This window comes from Flavobacterium pedocola (assembly GCF_053764385.1).
The window spans coordinates 369,548-393,225 of sequence record NZ_JBSNCR010000002.1; the positions used below are offsets into that span (position 1 = coordinate 369,548).

Sequence of the window (23,678 nt, forward strand, 5' to 3'; positions counted from 1 at the left end):
TTTTTTGATTGATTAATTTTGATTGATTTTGATTGATGACCGAAACTCTTAGTGGCAATTCTGATGGATGTACATAACGATTTTCACATAGCTGATCCCCAACAAGGCGATAACAACACCATACTTAAATCGTTTTTTCATTTTACAGGTATTTTACCAAATAGTATCCTGCAAAACCTGCCACAAATCCTCCTATAAAAAAAAGGACCATTTTGGTTTTATTCATTTTTGTTGTTTTCATAATTGTATCGTTTTGTTTGTTTGATGAAGCAAATATATTGTAAGAATTTTGTAGTACTATTCAGAAAATGACGAGCGGTAAAAATGAAATGACGAATGGTTTATTCATAACCAAAACCTAAAAGAATTTCAAAATTACTTAAAAATCGTACCTTGCAACCTTTAAAACAAAAGCTGTTACCATGAAATTTTTAAGACTACTTATTATTTTATTCGTACTTCCGACATTCGCCCAACAAGGCGGCATGTGGATTCCTTCACTATTGAAAGGAATGAACGAAACGGAAATGAAAAATCTGGGCATGAAAATCTCTGCCGACGATATTTATTCCGTAAACCATTCCAGTTTAAAAGACGCCGTTCCGCATTTTGACGGAGGCTGTACTGCTGAAGTGATTTCCCCGAAAGGTTTGATCTTAACCAATCACCACTGCGGGTACGATAACATCCAGAGCCATTCCTCTGTAGAACACGATTATCTGACCAACGGTTTCTGGGCCATGAAAATGGAAGACGAACTACCTAACAAAGATTTGTTCGTAACCTTTATCGTTCGTATCGAAGACGTAAGCAACAAAGTATTGGAAGGGGTTACCAATCTTCCGACCGAAGCGGAAAAACAGAAAAAAATCCAGGACAACATCTCGATGCTGAGCAAAACGTTACCGAGAGAATCGTATCAGGAAAACAGCATCCGTACCTTTTACGACGGTAACCAATATATTTTATTCGTAACCGAAACGTTCCGTGACGTACGTTTGGTTGGAGCACCGCCAAGTTCTATCGGGAAATTCGGTTCCGATACAGACAACTGGGTTTGGCCGCGTCATACCGGAGATTTCTCTTTGTTCCGAATCTACGCTGACAAAAACAACCGCCCTGCGGAATATTCAAAAGACAACGTTCCTTACAAACCGAAGCATTTCTTCCCGGTATCTATCCAAGGAGTTAAAGAAAACGATTTCACCATGGTAATGGGTTACCCAGGAAGAACACAGGAATACTTACCTTCCTATGCCGTGGAACAAATCATGAATTCGATCGACCCTGCACGTATTGAGGTGCGCGACCGAGCCTTAAAAGTTCAGGACGGCTTCATGCGTAAAGACAACGCTATAAAAATCCAGTATGCTTCCAAATATGCATCGGTGGCCAACTACTGGAAAAAATGGATCGGCGAAGTAAAAGGATTGAAAAAATCCAATGCCGTGAACATCAAACAGAAATTCGAAAAAGACCTAACCGAAAAAATCAACAAAGCAGGAAAACAGGCAGAATACGGCAATGTACTGTCGGATTTCAAAACCAATTACGAAGCGATTGCACCTTATGCTTTAGCAAGGGAATATTATACGGAAGTGGTACTGCGAAATACCGAAATTTTAAGTTTCGGCTACCGATTGTACCAGTTGGAACAAGTATACAACACTAAAGGCGAACAGGCTTTCAACGACAGAAAAGCAAACCTTATTGCCGGCTTCGAAGGCTTATACAAAGATTTCAATGCGAATGTAGATGAGAAAGTCTTCGAACAATTGATTGATTTGTACGCCAATAAATCACCAAAACAGTTTTTACCTTCTACGTTGAACAACATCAATCCGGCACAGTTATCGGCGGATATCTTCAAAAACTCAAAATTGACCAGCTACAATGGCCTGAAAGAGTTATTAAACGGCGATGCTAAAACGGTTCTTGAAAAACTGAATCAGGACAAAGCCTTCGCCTTGGTAAAATCGATTGCCGATGCTTACAACAAAAATGTAGCGACGAAATTTGACGAAATGAACCTTAAAAACATCGCGTTACAACGCACGTACATGAAGGCCATTATGGAATTGAGCCCGAAATCGGCACGTATTTTTCCGGATGCCAACAGTACGCTTCGTGTAACGTACGGAAAAGTAAAAGGCTACCAGCCAAATGATGCCGTAACCTACGCTCCTATGACCTATTTAGACGGTGTAATTGAAAAATATGTTCCTGGAGATTACGAATTCGATGTTCCTAAGAAACTAATCGATTTATACAACGCTAAGGATTACGGTCAGTACGCAGACAAAAACGGAAAAATGCCGGTGGCTTTCATCGCTACCAACCACACTACAGGCGGAAACTCAGGAAGCCCTGCTTTAGATGCTAACGGAAATTTGATCGGTTTGAATTTTGACCGTGTTTGGGAAGGAACGATGAGCGATATCCATTACGATCCGTCGATTTGCCGCAACATTATGGTGGACATTCGCTATGTATTATTTGTGGTGGACAAGTATGCCGGGGCAAAACATTTAGTAGATGAAATGAAAGTGGTAAAACCGGTAAAAAAGGCAGTAAAAAAAGTAAAAAAATAAACCGCTATTTTTCAAAGACTTGTGTTTTTAAAGTCTCAGAAAACCAGCAATACAAAACGATTTGGAGCAGAGAATAAAAAAAATCGCATTAAAACGAAAAAATATTTTACGAAATATTACAACGTATTAAAAAATTTATATCTTTGCTCCGAATTAATAATTAACCTTTATAATTTAGTAAGATGAAAAAAGTTGTTTTAAGCTTAGCATTAGTTGCTACTATGGCAGTTGTTTCTTGTAAAGAAAATAAAGAAGAGGCTCCAGTAACTGAGACTCCAACTGAAGCTGTTGAAGCTACTACTGAAGTAGTTGATTCTGCTGCTGCTGCTACTCCTGCTGCTGATTCTGCTGCTGCTCCTGCAGAAGCTGCTCCAGCTGCTCCAGCTGCTCACTAGTATCTAATACAAGTAAGAAAAAAATAGTCCCGATTTAATCGGGACTTTTTTTTTTTGACCATGCTCAAATAAAAAACGGACTAACAATTTTGTTGCGTTTTTTGCGCAGGTTTAACCATTTCACAACGACCGGGCCCACACCCCATTCTTCTTGGCCCGCACGAAATAGCCAAGCCACATAACACCAGTAGGAAGATTGCTTTTTTCATAAGTTTAAAATTATAAAGTTGTTGTAAGCTGCATTGCTTTTAACTGTTCCAGATATTCCCTTTCGTTTGACAATCTTGGGATTTTATGCTGACCACCTAATTTATCCTGATTTTTAAGCCAATCGTAAAACAAATTTTCCCGAGCGACATTTAACACCAAAGGATTCAGGGTCATATTATTGTACCGTTTTGCCTCGTAATCGGAATTCAACGATTGCAACACCTCATCCAGTGTCTGACGGAAGTTTTCTATGTTATCCGGCCTTCTTCGGAACTCCACCATCCATTCGTGTGCTCCTTTTTCCTTGCCGTCCATAAAAATAGGCGCCACGGTATAGTCGATCACTTCAGAATTTGTCAATTGACAGGCTTTCGCAATAGCCGTGTCGGTATTTTCCACCATCAGTTCTTCTCCAAACACATTGATATGATGCTTGGTTCTGCCGGTCACACGTACACGATGCGGACTCAACGATGTAAAACGAATCGTATCTCCAATAAGGTAACGCCACAATCCTGAATTGGTCGTAATCACTACGGCATAATTTTTACCCAGCTCCACTTCCGACAAACGAACCACTCTTTGATTCAGGGTCCCGAAAGTGTCCATCGGAATAAATTCATAAAAAATCCCGTAATCGAGCATCAGCAGTAAATCACTGGAATTGTTCAGGTCCTGTATCGCAAAAAAACCTTCCGAAGCATTGTAAATCTCATAATACTTGAAGTCCGCCTTAGGCAAAAGCTTTTTGTATTGCTCACGATACGGTTCAAAGGCAACGCCTCCGTGGAAATAAACTTCCAGATTCGGCCATATTTCCAATAAATTCTCCTTACCGGTTTCTTCCAGCATTTTGTTCAACAGAACCAGCATCCAGGAAGGTACTCCCGCAAAACTGGTTACGTTTTCATTACGGGTTTCCTGAATAATCGCTTTCAGTTTAGTTTCCCATTCGCTCATCAGGGAAATTTTATTGCTCGGCGTACTACTGAATTCCGCCCAAAACGGCATGTTGCCAATCAGGATCGCTGACAAATCCCCAAAAAAGGTATTATTATCTTCGTACAACTGCTTACTTCCTCCCAAACGAAGGCTTTTTCCGGTAAACAATTGCGATTCTTCATTGTTATTCAGATAAAGACACAACAGGTCTTTACTGGCCTTGTAATGGCAATCTTCCAGTGCTTCACTGCTCACCGGAATGAATTTACTTTTGGCATTGGTGGTTCCGCTGGATTTAGCAAACCATTTGATCGGCGTACTCCAGAAAACATTCTGCTCACCTCTTCGGGTCAGTTCGATCATCGGCTCCAATTCCTCATAGGTGGAAATCGGCACACGTTCCGAAAACGTTTTATAGCTTCTTATGGAAGAGAACTCGTGCTTTCGGCCCACAACCGTGCTTTCGGCAGTGCGCAGAAGATTAAACAACAATTCCTCCTGAACTTCATTCGGGTATTTCAAAAACAACTCCATCTGATGGATACGTTTTTTCAGGATCCAGGAAGCAATCGAATTTATAATCGTTAACGGCATTTTCGCGAATATGAATTATGAATTGTAAATTATGAATTATAACTTTACATCGTTACCAAAAATAACAAAAATCACTTTTAATTCCTAAACTAATGATTTACGAAGGTGTCTTAACCAAAATGGAAACCGAATTTGCCAGCCCTATTCAATATTATTTGGTTTTCGAAAACAGTTTTCTCAACATTAACCAGGTGCTGAACAAGGAGTTGGAAATTACATTTCAGGGGTACCAATGCCTGAACTGCGGCAAAAAGAAGAAGATTTTCCGCCAGGGATTTTGCTACGATTGCTTCATGAGCAGCCCCGCTGTAGGCGACTGGATTATGAAACCTGAGTTGAGTACCGCCCATTTAGACATCGAAGACCGTGATCTGGAATACGAAAAGAAAGTACAATTACAACCACATATCGTATATCTGGCCTTATCCAGTGAAGTAAAAGTCGGGGTCACCCGAAAAACACAGGTCCCTACCCGTTGGATCGACCAGGGCGCCATCCAGGCTGTTCCCATAGTAGAAGTCCCAAATCGTTATCTGGCCGGAATTACCGAAGTCGCTTTGAAAAATCATTTTGCCGACAAAACCAATTGGCAAAAGATGCTGAAAAACGATATCCCAAGCGTAGATTTACTGAGCGAACGAAACAAACTTCAAAATCTTTTACCAGACGAAGTACAGCCCTACTTTACTGCTCAACCTGAAAAAATATACGATTTAAGCTACCCCGTGCTGGAATACCCAAAAAAAGTAAGCAGCCTGAACCTGGACAAAACACCAAGCTACACTGGAAAACTATCCGGGGTTAAAGGCCAATACCTCATCTTTGAGGACGGCACCGTGTTCAACGTCCGAACATTTGAAGGCTATGTCGTTAAAATAAACCTGTCATAAAAAAAGCCCCGATTAAAGGGGCTTTTTTATTATGGTGTTGTGGCCGGTTTCGGCGCTTCTTTTTTCTTCTTACCGAACAGGTCTTTAATGGCATTGGTAGCCGTGTTCTTAATATCTGGTTTCGGTTGCGTGGTTTGCGTTTTAGTCGTATCCTTCGGCGTAGTTGTATTTCCTTTAGGGCTGAAAATATTACCCAAAGCCGATGTTCCCTGATTCAGCAATTTATTTTTCTGATACTGAATCAACTGATTGGTCACATTACCTACCGCCTGTTTCATATCCGTTGCCACTTTCGGGCTTTTGAAATTACCCGTCATGGTGGCGTTCACCGGAACATTATCCAGTTTCCCTTGTTCCGCCGGGGTAAGTTTCGCTAACAGCTTGCCTACTTCCGGGCCTAAATATTTAGCCGGAACGTCAAATTTCAGGTTGTAATTCATGGATTGGTCAAAACCGTGTGTTCCGCCAATAGTCACTTTCACATCCTGATATTTCAAATCAACAGGTTTCAGATTTACCCTACCGTTATTGAACGACAAAGCCGCTTTGACATCATTCAGGTTTAATTTGTTCACATCTAAGAACTTCACATTGGAGGTCAACGAAGACAACATCTGTGAATTTTGCGCATTCACTTTAGTGCTCAGCAGCTGTCCTATCAAATCCCCTGTAATCGTTTTCAGATCCGGCGTCATTTCCATCGCATCCAGATTTCCGGACAATTTAATGGTCGAATTCAGCTTTCCTTCGATCGCTCCGGCAATAGGCGCAATCGATTTCAGCATATCCAGCTGGGTGAACGATTTGGCGATATCGACTTTATCCAACCCTAAGTTCATTTTAAAAGTTGGCGTTTTTCCTTTGGTGGAAACCACACCATCAAGCCCGATTCTTCCGTCGAAAATACTGGTTTTAATATTTTCCAAGATCACCGCCTGGTCGCGGATGATCATTTTCCCGGAAACATCTCTAAGCGTAAGATTATCATACACCACCGTATTGGCTTTGGCCGTAACCGCACAGTCCAAAAAGGCCGGGATTTTAACCACTTCTTTCTTGGCCGTTCCCTCTTTGGTGGTCGTAGTGCTTGGCGCCATGAAATCCGACACTAAAAACTGGTTGGAACTCATGTTGAAATTCGCTTTCAGGATTTGGTTTTTGAATACAAATCCATAAAAATTATCAAGGGTACCGTTAGCATGAATGTCAGATTTACCGGTTTTCATATCCAATTGGTTCAGACGGATCTGGTTCGGATTGAACGCCACAACCGCCTGTGAAATCTGTACCGGTTTTGCCATTTCAGGGCCGGAATAATTAAACCCGGTCAAGGATAAATTACCGGAATTCTGAATGTTCTGATACTGACTGGTTTCTACCGATTTCATATCAAATTTGGTCACCACATCGGCTTTTAAAATACCCGAAAGCGGTTTATCCAGTTTCACCGGATAGGCCTTGGTTACATTGGCCAGGTTAATCACCCCTTTCAATTCCGCGTTTACCAATGGATTTTCAGCCAGGTTGCGAATGTTGGCTTTTGCATTGAACACATCCTGATCGATTCGGAACGACAACTTATCTAAGTTTACATAAGTATCGTTCATCAAACCGGTTTCGTTGATGATTTTGGTATCGATTACAATATTCTGCACCGATTTCGGCAAATCCGGATACTGGAACGACGCATTGTTCGAAGCAATCTCCAAATTGAATTTCGGAATCGTGGTATCGGTCAGCTCCCCTTTTACCATTCCGTCCACTTTGAATTCCCCGGTAGTTTTTACCGTTTTGATATTCCCGGCATAAGCTTCCGGAATCAACCCAAGGAAGTTTTTGAAATCTGAGGTTGGGGTTTTGAATTTCAAATCATAAAGCTGTCCTTTTTCCACCATCTGAATGAATCCGGTGAACTCCAAAGGCAACTGATTGATTAAAGCTTTATTATCCTTAAACTCGTATTTCTGGTTTTTCAGGTCGATCCCCAAAACAGCATCCAGGTTCAGGGCTACATTTTTCATGTAGTTCATTTTATCCATGTCCAGCGACAGTTTCGCCGAGGTTTTGGTATCCAAATCCAGTTTTTCCGCTGCAAAATTTCCGCTGCCTTCGTGGTTCAGACTGTCGATAACCATTCGGATTTTCGATCTTTCGTCGGTATAACGGAAACGGAGATTTTCCACGGAATATTTCTGTATCTCCATCGCAAACGGTTTGCTTTCGGAAGCCTCCTCCGGCTTGTTGTCTTTCAGGGCGATATCGAAATTCCCAATGCCGTCTTTATTAAAAATGATGTTCACCACACCGTCTTTCGAAGTAAAACCTTCAATGTTCATCGCTTCACCTTCACCTTTAAAAAGCTCCTTAACGGACATTTTCAGGTTAAGTTCCCCAGCGTAAAACAAGGTATCACCTTCAAACGGCGCTTTGTTGATGATGCTCAGTTTGTCGATGGTCACGCTGGCGTTCGGGAAGTTTTTAAACAGACTCACCCCAACGTCCTCAAAAGCAACTTTCGCATCAACGTTTTCATTTATCGCTTTGGCTACCAGCTCTTTAATCTTGTCTTTAAACAAAAAAGGTGCGGCCGCTAATACGATTATAATAACCAATAAGGATATTCCGGTTATTTTTAAAATCTTCTTTAACATACTTTAGAATATTTATCTTACGAATTTACTACAAAAATTAAACCAACTTACTTAACAAAACGTAAATAAGTTGGTTTCCAATAAAAATAATATGTTAAATCTTAGCGGATGTTCAGCACATACGGCATAACCACCTGATTTCCGCGACGTTGGTTAACGGTTCTGATTTGTTCCAAAACCTGATAACTTTCCTCACCGAGCTGTTCTTTGATAAGTGCATCTTTGGATTGGAACATGGAAATTCCGGTAAAACCACTGATCAAATCTTCAAAAGTTTTTTCGTATTCCGGGTAATTCTCGGTACGGTATTCTTTTATTTTTGCTAACGTTGCCGCTTGTTTGATGGCAGCATCCATGCCTCCGATTTTATCTACTAAACCAAGTTTCACCGCATCGGCACCGGTCCAAACCCTTCCCTGTGCGATGGCATCTACCTGAGCGATGGTCATTTTACGTCCGTCGGCTACGCGTTTTAAGAAGGTGGAATAAATATGTTCGATACTTTCCGTAACATAGCCTTTGAAATTCTCATCCAACGGTTCAAAAACACTGTATCCCGATGCATTTTGGTGGGTTTTCACCTGCTCGGCATTGATTCCGATTTTAGAGGCCAACGGATTAAAATTCGGCAAAGCTCCAAAAACACCAATGGAACCGGTAATCGTATTGGATTCCGCAAAAATGGTATTGGCGTTACACGAAATATAATACCCTCCGGAAGCCGCCAGATTCCCCATGGAAACCACAACCGGTTTTACTTTTTTGGTCAGTTCGATTTCCCTCCAGATCAGTTCCGAAGTCAAGGCACTTCCTCCCGGGGAATCCACACGTAAGACAACCGCTTTTACATCTTCATCGTTGCGGGCCTCTTCAATGGAACGACGCATCGAACCTTCTCCGATATAGGAAACATCGCCTTCACCCGATTTGATTTCGCCCTGGGCATAGATTATTGCAATTTTATCATCAGCCGCTTTATTTTTCCCGGTGGTAGCCACATTTTTAGCGTAATCTAATATACTGACTTTATTATAGGCTTTGTCCTTATCTACTTTCAGCGCTTTACGGATCGCGTTGTGGTATTCGTCTTCGTAAGCGATTTTGTCGATCATGTGTTTTTGTTTCGCCAATTCAGGCGTTCTGGCGCCAAGGGAATTTGCAATCGCATTCAGGCTGTCTACCGGAATATTTCGGCTTTTGGAAATATCGGCCACCACAGTGTTCCAGGACGAATTCAACAATACGGTCATCTGCTCACGGTTGGCCGGGCTCATTTCGTTTTCAAGGAAAGGCTCCACCGCACTTTTGTATTTTCCGTGACGGATTACCTCCATCTTTATCCCTGATTTCTCCTGAAAATCTTTAAAGAATAAGATTTCTGCCGATAAACCTTTGAATTCCAGTTCTCCAACCGGGTTCAGGTAAATGGTATCCGCTACCGAATTCAGATAATAATCTTTCTGGGCAATCATGTTGGAATACGCCACTACAAATTTTCCGGTCTTCTTAAACTCGTCTAACTTACGACGAATCGCCTGGCGTTGGGCCAAACCAATCATACTCTCGTTATTAAGGATGGAAATCCCTTTGATCTTATCGTCGGTTTTGGCTGCGTCGATGGCATTCAAAACGTCTGTAACCCCATCATGTCGGGTTTCGAAATAATCGAAATCCGTAAATTTGAACTGACCGCCGTAATCGTGGGTCACTTCTTTTAAATCCAGCTCAATTACCGAATTGTCTTTTACACGCACTTTATCGCCTTCACCGCCAAACAAGGCTCCTATGATCATCATTCCGAAGAAAAACAACATAAAGAAGACAAACAATCCTACTATTGTAGCTAAAACGTTTCCTAAAAATTTCATGGTATTCTATTTTAGTTATAAGTAGCCGAAATGTTAAAATTGTTACACCGGCAACCGAAATTCAAAACAGCAGAACTTATTAACATTGCCATGAATTTGCTTTAATTCTGAAATACTTTTAGTTACTTTGCCGCATGCACAGTCAGAATCAGGTCGTCTTATCGTTAGGAAGCAATCAGGGAAACCGTCTGAAAAATCTTCAGGCCGCTATCCAATTGATTCATAAAAACATAGGAACCGTAATCAAAGTTTCTGATTTGTATGAAACGCCTTCCTGGGGTTTTGAAAGCGACGCCTTTTACAATTGTGCCCTACTGCTTCACACGAAACTTTCCGCTAAAAAAGTACTGGAGAAAATTCTGGAAACAGAAAAACAATTAGGCCGTAACCGAACCGGACAAAGCGGTTATCAGGCACGTCTTATAGATGTGGATATTGTATCCTTCAACGAAGAAATCATGGAAACCGAAGTGCTTCATATTCCGCACCCGCAAATGGAAAACCGTTTGTTTGTATTGTTGCCGATGCAGGACTTAAACCTCAACTGGAAACACCCGAAATCAGGAAAGTCCATAGCAGAACTGATCAAAGCTACCGAAGACAACAGCGAATGCAATGCTGCGGGTAAACTGGAAAATCCACTTGAAAAAATCAATCTGCAGCAGTACAATTATATTGCCATTGAAGGGAATATCGGCGCAGGAAAAACCACTTTGTCGTCTAAAATATCTGAGGATTTTAATGCTAAGCTTGTTTTGGAACGTTTTGCGGACAATCCTTTTTTACCAAAATTTTATAAAGACCAGGGCCGCTACGCGTTTCCGTTGGAAATGTCTTTTTTGGCCGACCGTTACCAGCAGCTTTCCGATGATTTGTCGCAGTTCGACCTGTTCAAGGATTTTGTCGTGGCGGATTACCACATTTTCAAGTCGCTGATTTTTGCCAAAGTCACGTTGGCCGAAGACGAATACCGTTTGTACAAAACACTTTTCGACATCATCTACAAAGAGATGCCCAAGCCGGATCTGTACATCTATTTATACCAGAATACGGAACGTTTGCTCCACAACATCCGTCAGCGTGGGCGTTCGTACGAGCAGGAAATTCCGGCCGAATATCTTGAAAAAATCAATCAGGGATATTTGGATTACATCAAAACGCAAACCGATTTAAATGTTTTGATCATCGATGTGTCGGAAATGGATTTTGTGAACCGACAGGAAGATTATCTCACGATTCTGGAACAGATCAACAGCAAGAAGTGATCTTCAACAACAATTTCCAGAAAACCATACAAGTCAATAAGTTATCCGGTTTTAAGCAATTGATGTATTTTAAGTTAATTCAAATAACCAAATCACCGGATAAACAAACCTACAATTATTCCTCAGTCATTTTCTGAAACAAATCCCAAACCACAATTCCGGCACTTACCGAAATATTTAGGGAATGCTTGGTACCCAACTGAGGTATTTCAATTACTTTATCACACAAAAGAATAGCTTCCTGCGCCACGCCTTTTACCTCGTTCCCAAAAACCAACGCGTATTTCTCACCGGACTGCACTTCAAAACTGTTCAGCATTACGGAGTTTTCCACCTGTTCAATAGCGCAAACAGTTACATTATCTTTCTTAAGATTTCCAATAACTTCCAATACATCTTTGGCATATCCCCAGACAACAGTATCTGTGGCTCCCAATGCCGTTTTATGGATTTCTTTATTGGGCGGTGTTGCTGTGATGCCGCACAGGTAAATCTTCTCGATCAGAAAAGCGTCGGCCGTTCTGAAAACCGATCCGATATTGTGCAGGCTTCGGATATCGTCTAAAATAATAATGATAGGCGTTTTGGTTGCCTCTTTGAATTCTTCTATGTTCTTGCGATCCAGTTCGCTGTTGGCCAGTTTCCTCATTGTTCCATTAAAAAAGCCTTCAAAATTACACATTTTGAAGGCTTCGCAATTATTTCTGAATTAAAAATTAGCTCTTTACTTCCTGAGCCTTTACCGGTTCAGCTTTAGCAGTGGCTTTTACTTCTCCTTTAATGGTCAACACTTTTGGTGTTTCACTAGCATTTGAAGTAACGGTTACGTTTTTCTGGAATCCGCCGATTCTATGTGTATCATATTTCACTTTGATTACCGCTCTGGCTCCCGGTGCAATCGGCTCTTTTGGCGCCTCAGGCACTGTACAACCACAAGATCCGGTAGCACTCATGATGATCAAAGGCTTGTTTCCGTTGTTTACCAACACAAATTCTCTTTGTCCGTTATCATCCTGATTGATCGTTCCGTAATCGATAGTTTCTGTTTCGAAAACCATTCCCGCACCTTCTACTTTAGGCAATACGGTTTTTGCAGTCTTCTTAGTTTTTCTTGATTTCTTAACTTCGGTTTTCACTTTTGAAGTGGTTGCAACTTCTTGTGCCTCAGCTGTTATCGCTCCAAAGATGAAAAGCGCGCTAACAAGTAATATTTTTTTCATAACCCTGTTGATTTTAATCATTTAGGTAGCAAATCTATTAAAAAAACATATTCAAAAATGCTAACAGGGCACTTTTTTAATTAATTTTTAAGAGTTGGTTCCCGAAATAAAGTCTTCGTGTATATTTGCAAACAAACCGTATAGCATGTCAGCAAAAGAAAAAGCGCCGAAAGAAACCCCGTTAATGAAGCAGTACAACGAGATTAAAAACAAATATCCCGATGCCTGTTTACTGTTTCGTGTAGGTGATTTTTACGAAACTTTTGGTGAGGATGCCGTTCGCGCTTCGGGAATTTTAGGGATTACCTTAACCAAACGCGGCGCCGGATCGGATTCGGAAACTGCTTTGGCCGGATTTCCGCATCATTCTTTGAATACATATTTACCCAAATTGGTAAAAGCAGGATTACGTGTGGCGATTTGTGACCAGCTGGAAGATCCGAAAATGACCAAAACCATTGTAAAACGAGGGGTAACAGAACTCGTAACACCTGGAGTAGCCTTAAACGACGAAGTTTTAACTTCAAAAGCGAACAACTTTTTGGCTTCGGTACATTTTGGAAAAAAGATACTCGGTGTTGCGTTTTTAGACGTTTCCACCGGAGAATTTTTAACCGCTCAGGGCAATGCGGAATACATCGACAAATTACTGCAGAACTTCAACCCGAGCGAAGTTTTGGTTCAGAAACATTTCAAAAACCAGTTCAAGGAGCATTTTGGGGAAGATTTCCATTCGTTTTATCTGGAAGACTGGATTTATAAAGAAGATTACGCTTTTGAAAGACTGACCAATCATTTTCAGACCAATTCTTTAAAAGGGTTTGGGATCGAAGAATTACAGGAAGGCATTATCGCTTCGGGTGCCATTTTATATTATTTATCCGAAACCCAGCACAATAAAATACAACACATTACCAACATCCACCGTATAGCCGAAGATGCTTACGTTTGGATGGACAAATTTACCATTCGAAATTTAGAACTGTACCACAGCTACAACCCGAATGCCGTAACACTCTTGGATGTGATTGACCGAACACTTTCTCCAATGGGAGGCCGTTTACTGAAACGCTGGCTGGCCCTACCTCTGAAAGACACCAAAAAAATCCAGGGCCGTCATGAAGTGGTGGATTATCTGAAAGCAAATCAGGAAGTGTTGCAAACCATGCAATACCAAATCAAACAGATTTCCGATTTGGAGCGCTTGATTTCAAAAATTGCAACAGGAAAAGTAAGCCCGAGAGAAATTGTATACTTATGCAATTCTTTGGATGCTGTAATCCCAATGAAAGCAGCCGCTTTGGAAAGTTCAAACGAAGCTTTGAAAACCATTGGCGACAGTTTACACTCCTGTGATTTGTTGCGAGAGAAAATCAAAACGACCTTAAACCCGGATGCGCCCGTAGCCATCAACAAAGGGAATGCGATTGCCAAAGGTATTCATCCAGAGTTAGACGAATTGAGGAGCATTGCCTTTTCCGGTAAAGAATACCTGGAAGCGATGGAGGAACGCGAAAGTGAAAAAACCGGTATTCCATCCTTAAAAATATCTTTCAACAATGTTTTCGGTTATTATATCGAAATCCGAAACACCCATAAAGACAAAGTTCCTGCCGAATGGATCCGCAAGCAAACCTTGGTGAATGCCGAACGTTACATCACGGAAGAACTTAAAGAATACGAAACAAAAATTTTAGGCGCGGAAGAAAAAATCCACAAACTGGAATCGGAACTTTTCGAACAATTGGTCATGTGGATCGGAACCTATATCAAACCGGTGCAGTTGAATGCAAATTTAGTAGCACAGTTGGACTGTCTTTGTTCGTTCACCCAACTGGCCATCGAAAACAACTATATCAAACCCGAAATCGACGAGAGTTTCGATCTTGACATCAAAAACGGTCGCCATCCGGTAATTGAAAAACAACTGCCAATCGGTGTTCCTTATATTGCCAATGATGTTTTTCTGGACAATTCCTCCCAGCAAATCATCATGATTACCGGTCCGAACATGTCGGGTAAATCGGCTATTTTACGTCAGACCGCTTTGATTGTGTTACTGGCACAGATGGGTAGTTTTGTACCGGCGGAAAACGTCCGTATGGGCATCGTGGACAAAATCTTCACCCGTGTAGGCGCGAGCGACAACATTTCCATGGGGGAATCGACTTTTATGGTGGAAATGAACGAAACCGCTTCCATCCTGAATAATATTTCCGACCGAAGCTTGGTGTTGTTAGACGAAATCGGTCGCGGAACTTCAACCTACGACGGGATTTCCATTGCCTGGTCGATTGCAGAATACCTGCACGAGCATCCGAACAAACCCAAAACGCTTTTCGCCACGCATTACCACGAACTGAATGAGATGGAAACGACTTTTGAGCGCATCCAGAATTTCAATGTCTCGGTAAAAGAACTTAAAGACAATGTGCTTTTCATCCGAAAACTGGTAAAAGGCGGCAGTGCGCACAGTTTTGGTATCCATGTGGCTAAAATGGCCGGGATGCCGCAAACCGTGATTCAGAAAGCGCAAAAAATACTTAAGAAACTCGAAAAAGACCATTCGAGCGAAGCCATGACAGGAATCAAGTCCGATAAAGAAGAAATGCAGCTGAGTTTTTTCAATATGGACGATCCGTTACTGGAAGAAATCAAGGAAGAAATCGTAAGTTTAGACATCAATACCCTGACGCCGGTGGAAGCTTTGATGAAACTGAACGAAATCAAACGCATGCTGAATAAAAAATAGCACTTTATAAAACCAACGTTATCAAAGATTTATAAAAAAGTTTATTTTTTTTCAATTGAAACTCTTGCGAAATTAAATTTATGTGTTACATTTGCACTCGCAATACGAAAGTAGCGCAGTTCCTTTGACAAATTGATTACGCGAAAATAGCTCAGTTGGTAGAGCGCAACCTTGCCAAGGTTGAGGTCGCGGGTTCGAACCCCGTTTTTCGCTCCATACCAATATAAATGCTCGAGTGGTGGAATTGGTAGACACGCTGGACTTAAAATCCAGTGGACATTAGTCCGTGCGGGTTCAAGTCCCGCCTTGAGTACAAAAGCCTTAAACAATATTTGTTTAAGGCTTTTTTGTTTTTAGTACTTTTCTCATTCAAATTGTTATATTTATAAACATTTGATTTGTTTTTGTTAAATTGTTGTTCAACGATTTTTTTGTGCTTTTTAACGATTTTTTAATAATCTATTAATAAAAGGTGTAGTTTTGCACTCGATTTTAAATAATTATTATCAATTCTAACTGAAAACCAAAAAATCTACTACAAAAATGAGAACATCAGTTCTATTGTTATTAAGTTTTACGGTGATTTCTCTTACCGCTTCTGCACAAGGTGGACAAAATGTAAGAAATCACAACAAAACACTAACTGCTTCTAAAATTGAAACCACCGGTTTGAATTTTATCTCTCACGATTCAGGTATCAACACAGAACTTTCTGAAATCGGCTCAACTTTCTTCATGGGGAAATATTTAGTGCTTTCCAACAAAAAAAGAGGTTTTGCCAAAGTTACCGTAGATCCGAACAATACCCCGAACAATAACTTATTCTGTGTAAACATTGACAAACACGGAAACCTGTCCTATCCTATCATCTTTTCAAGATTATTGGATGCAGAAACCAACGAAGGAAGCGTAACGTTTTCTCCGGATGAAAAAACCATGTATTTAACGCGTGCCAAAGCAGACAACCCAAGCCAGTACGAATTATACAAATCAACTTTAGACCTTGAAATCAAAGGTTACTGGAAAGATTTACAAAAAGTTACTGTTGCTGAAGGCTATTCTGTTGAAACACCTTCCATGAATGCTCAAGGAAACAAAATGTACTTCGCATCAGACATGCCGGGTGGTTTTGGAGGATTCGACATTTATGTGGCAGATGTATTAGCAGATGGTTCCCTTGCAAACCCGGTAAACTTAGGCGCAACGGTAAACAGTGCTAAAAATGAAAAATACCCTTATACGAACGGGAAATACATTTATTTTTCTTCTGAAGGGCATGAAACTTACGGCGGTTACGATATTTTCCGTGCTTCTTTAACCGATAACGGCATCACTAACCGTTCCAACATCGGAAACACTTTAAATACTGCCAACGACGAAGTGGCCTTCATTTTAAGCGCCCCGACAAAAGGTTACTACTCTTCAAACAAAAACAATATTAAAGAAGACTACAACGTATACAAATTCGAATTAACCAAATTAGCACAAAGTTTGAACGCTACTGTGGTTGAAGTAAATTCTAAAGTGGCTTTACCTAATGCTTCCGTTGTTATTAAAAACGAATTCGGCGAAGTGGTTAAAGCCGGAACTTCAGACGAAAACGGAAGAATTTCATTCGCTGTTGAACCGTTGACGCATTATTCCATCACTACAGAAAAAGACGGCTACGATTTAAAACAAAACGATTTCAAAGCTTGGAACAACGGAAACAGCAATTACAGCGAAACCATCGCGATGAACCAGACTAAAGCGGAAATCATTGACAATGCGATCGTAATTGAAAATATCTATTTCGATTTCAACAAAGCTACTGTTAAGAAAGAATCTGAGTTATCATTGAACAAGATTATTGAAGTGTTGCATGCAAATCCGGAGATGAAAATCGCCATCAATGCGCATACGGATGCTAAAGGTTCAGATGCCTACAACATGAATTTATCGGACAAACGTGCTAAAGCAGCTTATGATTATTTAGCTAAGAAAGGTATTGCGAAAGACCGTTTAGAATTCAAAGGTTATGGTGAATCGCAATTGAAATTCAACTGTGGCACTAAATGTACTGCTGATGAAGATGCCAAAAACAGACGTATTGAATTCCTAATCAAATAACAACAACACAACAACACTCTCACAATGAAAAAATTATTTATCGCAGGAATTGCAGCCTTAGCCCTAACATCATGCTCAAGCGGATGGAGCTGCAAAGCACGCTACGTAAAATCAGACGTTCAGAAAAAGAAAGAAACACACCGTGTTGCCTAATAAAAAAAGTCCCGAATATCTCGGGACTTTTATATTTTTGCAGCCTTCAAAAACCATATGGGAACATTTGCAATAAGTAAAAAAGAAAACGGACTGTTTAAATTCGAGTTTAACTCCCGAAAAGGAAAAACCATCCTTACCAGTCAGAGTTACAAAACGAAGGAGGACTGCGAAAAAGACATCGACTATCTTAAACACAGAATAGAAGCCGTTTCTTTTTTAAAGTTCAAAACCCCTGCAGGCAAGTTTTTCTTCAAGATGATCCATAACGGGCACATCCATGGGATCAGCAGAAAATTCACCACCGAATTACTGCTTCTGAAAGGACTGGACGAAATTCAAACCAAATTTACGGAATCGGAAGTTCTGGATTTTTCTGAGGACATTTTCTTCGACTTCGAGTAAAGCCATAAAAAAATCCCGATTGCTCGGGATTTCTATTATTTAAGACGCTGCCTGCAAACGCTGCAACAAATTCTTGCTTAGCGAGTGTTCCGCATAGTCTCGATCGATAATCAATTCCGATTCATCCGAACTTGGCAAATCGTACATCGCATCGGTCAGGATTGCTTCACACAAGGAACGAAGTCCACGGGCACCCAATTTGTACTCCAAAGCTTTATCTACGATAAAATCCAGGGCATCGTCTGTCATGGAGAATTCCACATTATCCATCGCAAACAATTTTTTGTACTGTTTTACCAAGGCGTTTTTCGGTTCGGTCAAAATAGCTCTTAAGGTTTCTTTATCCAAAGGATCCATATGGGTCAAAACCGGTAAACGTCCGATAATTTCAGGAATCAGTCCAAAATCTTTGATATCTTTCGGGATGATGTACTGCAACAGATTCTCTTTGTCAATGGTATCGGAACTCTTCGAAGAACCATAACCCACGGCTTGACGGTTCAAACGCTTTGAAATAACACGTTCAATCCCATCAAAAGCACCACCGGCAATGAACAATATGTTCTGGGTATTCACTTCCACAAATTTCTGGTCCGGGTGTTTACGGCCTCCTTTTGGCGGCACATTCACAACCGTTCCTTCCAAAAGCTTCAGCAAAGCCTGTTGCACGCCTTCTCCGGACACATCTCGTGTAATCGATGGGTTATCACTCTTACGGGCAATTTTATCAATCTCGTCGATAAAAACGATACCACGCTCGGCTTTGGCCACATCATAATCGGCAGCCTGCAACAAACGGGTCAAAATACTTTCCACATCTTCCCCGACATAACCTGCTTCGGTCAATACGGTCGCGTCTACAATCGCCAAAGGAACGTTCAGCATTTTGGCAATGGTTTTCGCCACAAGGGTTTTTCCGGTACCGGTTTGCCCCACCATGATGATGTTACTTTTTTCGATTTCCACCTCATCGTCCATTTGCTTCTGCAACAAACGCTTGTAATGGTTGTACACCGCAACGGCCAATACTTTCTTAGTCTGTTCCTGACCAATTACATACTGATCCAAAAAGGCACGGATTTCCTTGGGCTTACTCAACACCAAATCGGCAAGTAATCCTGAATTTCCGCTTTGTTTTAATTCTTCTAACACAATACCATGCGCCTGCTCGATACATTTATCACAAATGTGCGCATTGATTCCCGCTATCAGCAGGTTGGTTTCTGGCTTTTTCCTTCCGCAAAAAGAACACTCTAAAACTTCTTTAGCCATATATTCTTCAATTTCATTATCGGCTACTGCCGAATCCTTAATATTATTTATTTCTAGTCAAGACTTCGTCGATCATTCCGTATTCTTTTGCCTCAGCCGCAATCATCCAGTAATCTCTCTCACTGTCTTTGTATACTTTATCATAAGGCTGATTGGAATGGTTGGAAATGATCTGATACAATTCTTCTTTCAACTTCAACATTTCTTTTAAGTTGATTTCCATATCCGTTGCCACTCCTTGCGCTCCTCCTGAAGGCTGGTGAATCATTACTCGTGAATGTGGTAATGCCGAACGTTTTCCGTCCGCTCCTGCACACAACAAAACCGCTCCCATTGAAGCCGCCATACCGGTACAGATCGTTGCCACATCCGGTTTCACGAATTGCATGGTGTCGTAAATCCCAAGACCCGCATACACGCTTCCGCCCGGAGAGTTGATATAAATACTGATATCCTTGGAAGCATCTACACTTTCCAAAAACAACAATTGCGCCTGTATGATGTTGGCCACATAGTCATCCACCCCAGTCCCCAAAAAGATGATACGGTCCATCATCAAACGGGAAAACACATCCATGGAAGCCACATTTAACTGACGTTCCTCAATGATGTATGGTGTCATGCTGCCTACAATTTTATCATAATACATGCTGTTCACCCCGTGGTGTTTCGTGGCATATTTTTTAAATTCTTTTCCGTAGTTCATTTTACTTTCGTTTAAATTTTTATAGCTCAAAGGTTTAACACTGATACTTCGTCCTTAAACCGTCAAATTGTATAATTAAAAAAGCGCCAAACTAAAGTCTGACGCTCAAATATAATTAATTTTTACGAAAAATTATTCTCCGTACATTTCTTTAATAAAGTCTTGGTAAGAAACCTCTTTAGATTTCGCCGCTACTTTTTCTTTGAAAAGGTTCAACATCTTCTCGCTCATCACCTGCTCAGAAAGACGTTTTACCTCTTCCTGGTTAGACAATACTCTTGCTACAATGTTTTCCACATCAGCATCTGTAGGGTTCATTTGACCGAACTGTGCCATTTGTTTTTTGATCAATTCCGAAGTATAGGCTTTCAAATCTTCGAAAGTAATTTGCAATCCGTTTTCCGTGATTACTCTTCCTTCGATCAACTGATAACGCAAACCACCTTCTGATTTCGCATACTCTTCTTCAGCCTGCTCTGCAGATAATGGGTTCTCACCTACCGTTTGAATCCATTTTTTTAGGAATACCGCCGGCAAATCGAATTTAGTATTTTCGATCAAAAACTCCGTTACATCGTTTAGGAATTTCTGGTCTGCCTGAGATGCAAATTGCTGCTCAGCATCTTCTTTGATTTTTCCTTTTAATTCTTCAAGAGACGTTACGTTTCCGGCTCCGAATAATTTATCGAACAATTCCTGGTTCAATTCCGCTTTCTCAGAAGTGTTGATTTCTTCGATAGTAAAGCTTACTTCGATATCCAAACCGTGAACACCGTCATGGTCTACCTGTAAATAATCCATTAATTTGTGATCGTCGTCAAAAAGACCTTTAGTCCCAACAGTTACCACATCACCAACTTTCTTCCCGATGAATTTCTTGATATCGGTTTTTCTTTTGAAAACATCCAAATTGATGTTTACCGTATTGTTGATACCGTTTTCTTCGTTTGAAAAAGTCCCTCTTAGATCATCACCTTCTTCCACTTTCTCTTTAGAGATCAGTTTTCCGAATTGCTTCTGAATACGCTCTACCTGCTCATCGATCATTTGATCGTCCGCTACGATAGTGTATTTTGTAATTTTATTTTTAGCTGATAAATCCACTTTGAATTCAGGAGCCAATCCTAATTCGAATTCAAATTTATAATCGTCAGCATCCCAATTGAAATCTTCTGTAACTTTCGGAAGCGGGTTTCCTAGGATATCCAACTTCTCTTCAACTAAATAATTGTTTAATGAATTCTGCAACAACTTGTTAACCTCATCCAATAAAACCGCTTTTCCGTATTGTTTTTTGATCAAACTCATCGGCACTGCACCTTTACGGAATCCAGGGATGCTTGCATTTTTACGGTAATCCGCCAATACTTTTTCCACCTGATCTGCATAATCATCTTTTGTAACCTCAACCGTTACAACTGCATTTAACGCGTCTACGTTGTTTCTTGTAATATTCATTATTTAATTTTTTTTACATACTAAAATTGGGTTGCAAAATTATAGAATTTTTACAACCCAACCAAGTTTTTAACTTATTGTCTTTCAATACTCTTAAAATTATCTAATCTTTTACGAAAAGATTCAAAAACCACTGACTTAAAGACAGCACCACACTGAACACAAAAGCATTAACAATCGAATCAATCCTAAACTCATCAATCAGATAATCCGCCAGCAAAACCATCCCCGTATTGATCACCAAAAGAAACAAGCCAAGGGTGAAAATAGTTATCGGCAGAGTGAAGAAAACCAGGATCGGTTTTAAAAAGGTATTCAGCAAACCTAAAACCACCGCTACAATCAGTGCCGCTTTAATGGTATCCACATGGATTCCCGGAAGAAAATGCGCCAAAACCACAATAAGCACCGTTGTGATTAAAAGCCGTATCAGTAAATTTTTCATGATTTTTTTTTTTACAAAAATAAAAAAGCGCTGAAATTTCAGCGCTTTTTATAGGTTTATTTTTCAATCTTAGTTCGTAGGAAGAATTTGGATTCCCGGGAAATAAGAAGGATGGTGCAACGGAATATTTGACTTATAGTGTCTGTTGATCACCTTGATAATTTCGTTGGCAATTACCGCATATCCTCTGGCATTTGGATGCACCCCGTCTAAGGAGAACAACACGCTGCCTTCTGTAGAAGAACCGCTGAAATAATTAGCCGTGTACATTTGACCGGTTTCGATTCTTAAACCGCTAACCAACTGATTCATGATTGCATTCATGTCAGCAACCGCCAAATTGTTGGCACCGGCAATAGTTACAATCGCATTATTAAAATCAGTAGTAGCGCTCGCCACTTTAGCTTTTTCGTTTGCTGTCAACACCCAACGGTTACCCATTGGATACGACACACCGTTCAGATTAGCTCCGGCACCTGCCATAGCAGCAGTCGCACGAGGGTTTGGCGTTCCGATTACTGAAGAGCCCGGTAACACGATCAAATCTGCTGATGTTGTCTGACGGCATTTCCCGAAAGCAGCACCAAATTCAGCAGCGATAACCGGACCATAACTCGGCGTTAAAGCAGCCGTGATGATTGCAGAACGATCCGCAGCGTCCACATCATGGATCAAAACCGGATTTGCAGTCGCAGGGTTAAGCGCATTTACACGGTTTGGCTCACCGAATGCCGTAAAAATACCATCCAGGTTATTATACAACTGTGTGTTTAACTGGTTCATAGCAGCCGTTCCTGCAGCCACCTGCTGATCAGGCGTACCGCTTGGCGCTAAAGCCTTACCTAAACCTGCCGCTGTTAACGGAGCATAAGGCACCGTTGTAAAATAAGGGATAGACGTTACATTAGGTATTGTACAAACCACTCCTTTTGCTCCACCTGAAGTTAAAGTGGTGATAATTGTGTTGTAAACATTTTGAAACACACCTGAATTGGTGATATCATTTCCACTGTATGATGCAGGATTGACATTGCCGGTCAGGTTGTGATCGTCTGCCGCCAGCATACTCTCATCTTCCGGTGTTAACGGAGAATCCGGTCTTGCACCACCACTGGTTGCATAGGCCAACACATCATTTGAACCAATCCAGTTGGTAAAGAAGGTTGGATTTTTACTCATGGCATCCCCCAAAACTGTTGCGGAAGGCGTCGTTGCATGTCTTACGAAATAAGGGTTAGCCTGCCCCAAAGACACTCCCGCCAAGTTACCATAACCGGCAGCCAGCAAATGGAACGATTTAGCACCCGGAACTCCCATATTGTTATAAGCCGTAGCCTGCAGATTGGAAACCTCTATAGAAGAAGGCCCTGAAGCCGTTGCACTACCTCCTATGTATTCAACACCTCCAGCAGAAGCATCAATAATTCTTCTGGTACCGGATATAAGATTTCCTCCAAGCGTCAACCCTCCATAATTACTAACATCATCTCCGTAAGACGGTTGTGTAAACTCTCCACCTCCCACTACCGCAAACTGTTGCGACAATAAATTAGGATACGAATACATTTGTCCGCTTTTGTATACGGTACCGTCCATATAACCTGCAGTCAACGAGTTTCCTACAGCTACATATCTTGAAAAATCAGCTTCTCCCGCAGTGTAATTTGCATCCACTTCATTTTCGAATTCAGGCTCACACGAAGCGAATCCCAGAGCTGCCAAAACAGCAAAATATATAAATTTATTTTTCAT

General features: G+C 40.9%; 18 protein-coding genes and 2 tRNA genes. 10 read left to right on the forward strand and 10 right to left on the reverse strand.

The annotated features are described in order from the left end of the window. Nucleotides 1-422 precede the first annotated feature (422 nt). Entirely contained in the window at nucleotides 423-2,591 is a 2,169-nt protein-coding gene (locus ACWPKD_RS05710; protein ID WP_455411709.1) for a S46 family peptidase, read from the forward strand. Between the two features lie 221 nt (nucleotides 2,592-2,812). Further along, complete coding sequence (locus ACWPKD_RS05715; RefSeq protein ID WP_455411710.1) at nucleotides 2,813-2,986, forward strand: hypothetical protein; 174 nt, start codon at nucleotides 2,813-2,815, stop codon at nucleotides 2,984-2,986. Nucleotides 2,987-3,205: 219 nt separating this feature from the next. On the opposite strand, the gene ACWPKD_RS05720 is transcribed toward ACWPKD_RS05715, so the two are convergent. Further along, the gene (locus ACWPKD_RS05720; protein ID WP_455411711.1) at nucleotides 3,206-4,732 is read right to left on the reverse strand and encodes a GH3 auxin-responsive promoter family protein; all 1,527 of its coding nucleotides are present in this window, start codon (nucleotides 4,730-4,732) and stop codon (nucleotides 3,206-3,208) included. Between the two features lie 92 nt (nucleotides 4,733-4,824). On the opposite strand from ACWPKD_RS05720, the gene ACWPKD_RS05725 reads away from it, so the two are divergent. Continuing rightward, nucleotides 4,825-5,622: a DUF2797 domain-containing protein gene (locus tag ACWPKD_RS05725; RefSeq protein WP_455411712.1), complete on the forward strand. Its 798-nt coding sequence runs from the start codon at nucleotides 4,825-4,827 to the stop codon at nucleotides 5,620-5,622. A gap of 29 nt (nucleotides 5,623-5,651) precedes the next feature. Here ACWPKD_RS05725 and ACWPKD_RS05730 read toward each other — a convergent pair whose 3' ends face one another. Together ACWPKD_RS05730 and sppA are read right to left on the reverse strand one after the other, a co-directional pair. Next, complete coding sequence (locus tag ACWPKD_RS05730) at nucleotides 5,652-8,273, reverse strand: AsmA family protein (RefSeq protein WP_455411713.1); 2,622 nt, start codon at nucleotides 8,271-8,273, stop codon at nucleotides 5,652-5,654. Nucleotides 8,274-8,374: 101 nt separating this feature from the next. After that, nucleotides 8,375-10,141: a signal peptide peptidase SppA gene (sppA, locus tag ACWPKD_RS05735; RefSeq protein WP_455411714.1), complete on the reverse strand. Its 1,767-nt coding sequence runs from the start codon at nucleotides 10,139-10,141 to the stop codon at nucleotides 8,375-8,377. A 134-nt stretch (nucleotides 10,142-10,275) separates the two neighbouring features. Here sppA and folK point away from each other — a divergent pair, with 134 nt between their 5' ends. Next, nucleotides 10,276-11,406, forward strand: a complete 1,131-nt coding sequence (folK, locus tag ACWPKD_RS05740; RefSeq protein ID WP_455411715.1) for a 2-amino-4-hydroxy-6-hydroxymethyldihydropteridine diphosphokinase — start codon at nucleotides 10,276-10,278, stop codon at nucleotides 11,404-11,406. Nucleotides 11,407-11,521: 115 nt separating this feature from the next. Here folK and ACWPKD_RS05745 read toward each other — a convergent pair whose 3' ends face one another. Both ACWPKD_RS05745 and ACWPKD_RS05750 read right to left on the reverse strand, forming a co-directional pair. Next, nucleotides 11,522-12,055, reverse strand: a complete 534-nt coding sequence (locus tag ACWPKD_RS05745) for an RNA methyltransferase (protein ID WP_455411716.1) — start codon at nucleotides 12,053-12,055, stop codon at nucleotides 11,522-11,524. A 67-nt stretch (nucleotides 12,056-12,122) separates the two neighbouring features. Continuing rightward, nucleotides 12,123-12,626 (reverse strand): DUF1573 domain-containing protein, encoded by a 504-nt coding sequence (locus ACWPKD_RS05750; RefSeq protein ID WP_455411717.1) that lies wholly within the window; start codon nucleotides 12,624-12,626, stop codon nucleotides 12,123-12,125. 145 nt (nucleotides 12,627-12,771) lie between these two features. Here ACWPKD_RS05750 and mutS point away from each other — a divergent pair, with 145 nt between their 5' ends. The 6 genes from mutS to ACWPKD_RS05780 all read left to right on the forward strand — a co-directional run bounded on the left by mutS (nucleotide 12,772) and on the right by ACWPKD_RS05780 (nucleotide 18,045). Then, on the forward strand, nucleotides 12,772-15,378 hold the full coding sequence (gene mutS, locus ACWPKD_RS05755; RefSeq protein ID WP_455411718.1) for a DNA mismatch repair protein MutS: 2,607 nt from the start codon (nucleotides 12,772-12,774) through the stop codon (nucleotides 15,376-15,378). A 140-nt stretch (nucleotides 15,379-15,518) separates the two neighbouring features. After that, a tRNA-Gly gene (locus ACWPKD_RS05760) sits at nucleotides 15,519-15,594 on the forward strand. Between the two features lie 13 nt (nucleotides 15,595-15,607). Next, nucleotides 15,608-15,691, forward strand: a tRNA-Leu gene (locus ACWPKD_RS05765). Between the two features lie 230 nt (nucleotides 15,692-15,921). Continuing rightward, the gene (locus ACWPKD_RS05770) at nucleotides 15,922-17,487 is read left to right on the forward strand and encodes an OmpA family protein (RefSeq protein WP_455411719.1); all 1,566 of its coding nucleotides are present in this window, start codon (nucleotides 15,922-15,924) and stop codon (nucleotides 17,485-17,487) included. Between the two features lie 24 nt (nucleotides 17,488-17,511). Then, on the forward strand, nucleotides 17,512-17,640 hold the full coding sequence (locus ACWPKD_RS05775) for a hypothetical protein (protein WP_455411720.1): 129 nt from the start codon (nucleotides 17,512-17,514) through the stop codon (nucleotides 17,638-17,640). A gap of 57 nt (nucleotides 17,641-17,697) precedes the next feature. Beyond that, complete coding sequence (locus ACWPKD_RS05780) at nucleotides 17,698-18,045, forward strand: DUF1508 domain-containing protein (protein ID WP_455411721.1); 348 nt, start codon at nucleotides 17,698-17,700, stop codon at nucleotides 18,043-18,045. A 39-nt stretch (nucleotides 18,046-18,084) separates the two neighbouring features. On the opposite strand, the gene clpX is transcribed toward ACWPKD_RS05780, so the two are convergent. The 5 genes from clpX to ACWPKD_RS05805 form a co-directional block, all read right to left on the reverse strand. Continuing rightward, the gene (gene clpX, locus ACWPKD_RS05785; protein WP_455411722.1) at nucleotides 18,085-19,317 is read right to left on the reverse strand and encodes an ATP-dependent Clp protease ATP-binding subunit ClpX; all 1,233 of its coding nucleotides are present in this window, start codon (nucleotides 19,315-19,317) and stop codon (nucleotides 18,085-18,087) included. Nucleotides 19,318-19,360: 43 nt separating this feature from the next. Next, nucleotides 19,361-20,023: an ATP-dependent Clp endopeptidase proteolytic subunit ClpP gene (gene clpP, locus ACWPKD_RS05790; RefSeq protein ID WP_455411723.1), complete on the reverse strand. Its 663-nt coding sequence runs from the start codon at nucleotides 20,021-20,023 to the stop codon at nucleotides 19,361-19,363. A gap of 132 nt (nucleotides 20,024-20,155) precedes the next feature. Next, the gene (gene tig, locus ACWPKD_RS05795; protein ID WP_455411724.1) at nucleotides 20,156-21,481 is read right to left on the reverse strand and encodes a trigger factor; all 1,326 of its coding nucleotides are present in this window, start codon (nucleotides 21,479-21,481) and stop codon (nucleotides 20,156-20,158) included. Between the two features lie 103 nt (nucleotides 21,482-21,584). Then, nucleotides 21,585-21,926 (reverse strand): phage holin family protein, encoded by a 342-nt coding sequence (locus ACWPKD_RS05800; RefSeq protein WP_455411725.1) that lies wholly within the window; start codon nucleotides 21,924-21,926, stop codon nucleotides 21,585-21,587. Nucleotides 21,927-21,995: 69 nt separating this feature from the next. Further along, nucleotides 21,996-23,678 (reverse strand): G-D-S-L family lipolytic protein, encoded by a 1,683-nt coding sequence (locus tag ACWPKD_RS05805; protein ID WP_455411726.1) that lies wholly within the window; start codon nucleotides 23,676-23,678, stop codon nucleotides 21,996-21,998.

Coding starts and splice junctions, on each gene's coding strand:
- folK (WP_455411715.1), top strand. CDS start 10,276: ATGCACAGTCAGAATCAGGTCGTCTTATCGTTAGGAAGCAATCAGGGA.
- ACWPKD_RS05725 (WP_455411712.1), top strand. CDS start 4,825: ATGATTTACGAAGGTGTCTTAACCAAAATGGAAACCGAATTTGCCAGC.
- ACWPKD_RS05775 (WP_455411720.1), top strand. CDS start 17,512: ATGAAAAAATTATTTATCGCAGGAATTGCAGCCTTAGCCCTAACATCA.
- ACWPKD_RS05710 (WP_455411709.1), top strand. CDS start 423: ATGAAATTTTTAAGACTACTTATTATTTTATTCGTACTTCCGACATTC.
- ACWPKD_RS05715 (WP_455411710.1), top strand. CDS start 2,813: ATGGCAGTTGTTTCTTGTAAAGAAAATAAAGAAGAGGCTCCAGTAACT.
- ACWPKD_RS05745 (WP_455411716.1), bottom strand. CDS start 12,055: ATGAGGAAACTGGCCAACAGCGAACTGGATCGCAAGAACATAGAAGAA.
- clpX (WP_455411722.1), bottom strand. CDS start 19,317: ATGGCTAAAGAAGTTTTAGAGTGTTCTTTTTGCGGAAGGAAAAAGCCA.
- ACWPKD_RS05780 (WP_455411721.1), top strand. CDS start 17,698: ATGGGAACATTTGCAATAAGTAAAAAAGAAAACGGACTGTTTAAATTC.
- clpP (WP_455411723.1), bottom strand. CDS start 20,023: ATGAACTACGGAAAAGAATTTAAAAAATATGCCACGAAACACCACGGG.
- sppA (WP_455411714.1), bottom strand. CDS start 10,141: ATGAAATTTTTAGGAAACGTTTTAGCTACAATAGTAGGATTGTTTGTC.
- ACWPKD_RS05750 (WP_455411717.1), bottom strand. CDS start 12,626: ATGAAAAAAATATTACTTGTTAGCGCGCTTTTCATCTTTGGAGCGATA.
- ACWPKD_RS05800 (WP_455411725.1), bottom strand. CDS start 21,926: ATGAAAAATTTACTGATACGGCTTTTAATCACAACGGTGCTTATTGTG.
- ACWPKD_RS05720 (WP_455411711.1), bottom strand. CDS start 4,732: ATGCCGTTAACGATTATAAATTCGATTGCTTCCTGGATCCTGAAAAAA.
- ACWPKD_RS05730 (WP_455411713.1), bottom strand. CDS start 8,273: ATGTTAAAGAAGATTTTAAAAATAACCGGAATATCCTTATTGGTTATT.
- ACWPKD_RS05805 (WP_455411726.1), bottom strand. CDS start 23,678: ATGAAAAATAAATTTATATATTTTGCTGTTTTGGCAGCTCTGGGATTC.
- tig (WP_455411724.1), bottom strand. CDS start 21,481: ATGAATATTACAAGAAACAACGTAGACGCGTTAAATGCAGTTGTAACG.
- mutS (WP_455411718.1), top strand. CDS start 12,772: ATGTCAGCAAAAGAAAAAGCGCCGAAAGAAACCCCGTTAATGAAGCAG.
- ACWPKD_RS05770 (WP_455411719.1), top strand. CDS start 15,922: ATGAGAACATCAGTTCTATTGTTATTAAGTTTTACGGTGATTTCTCTT.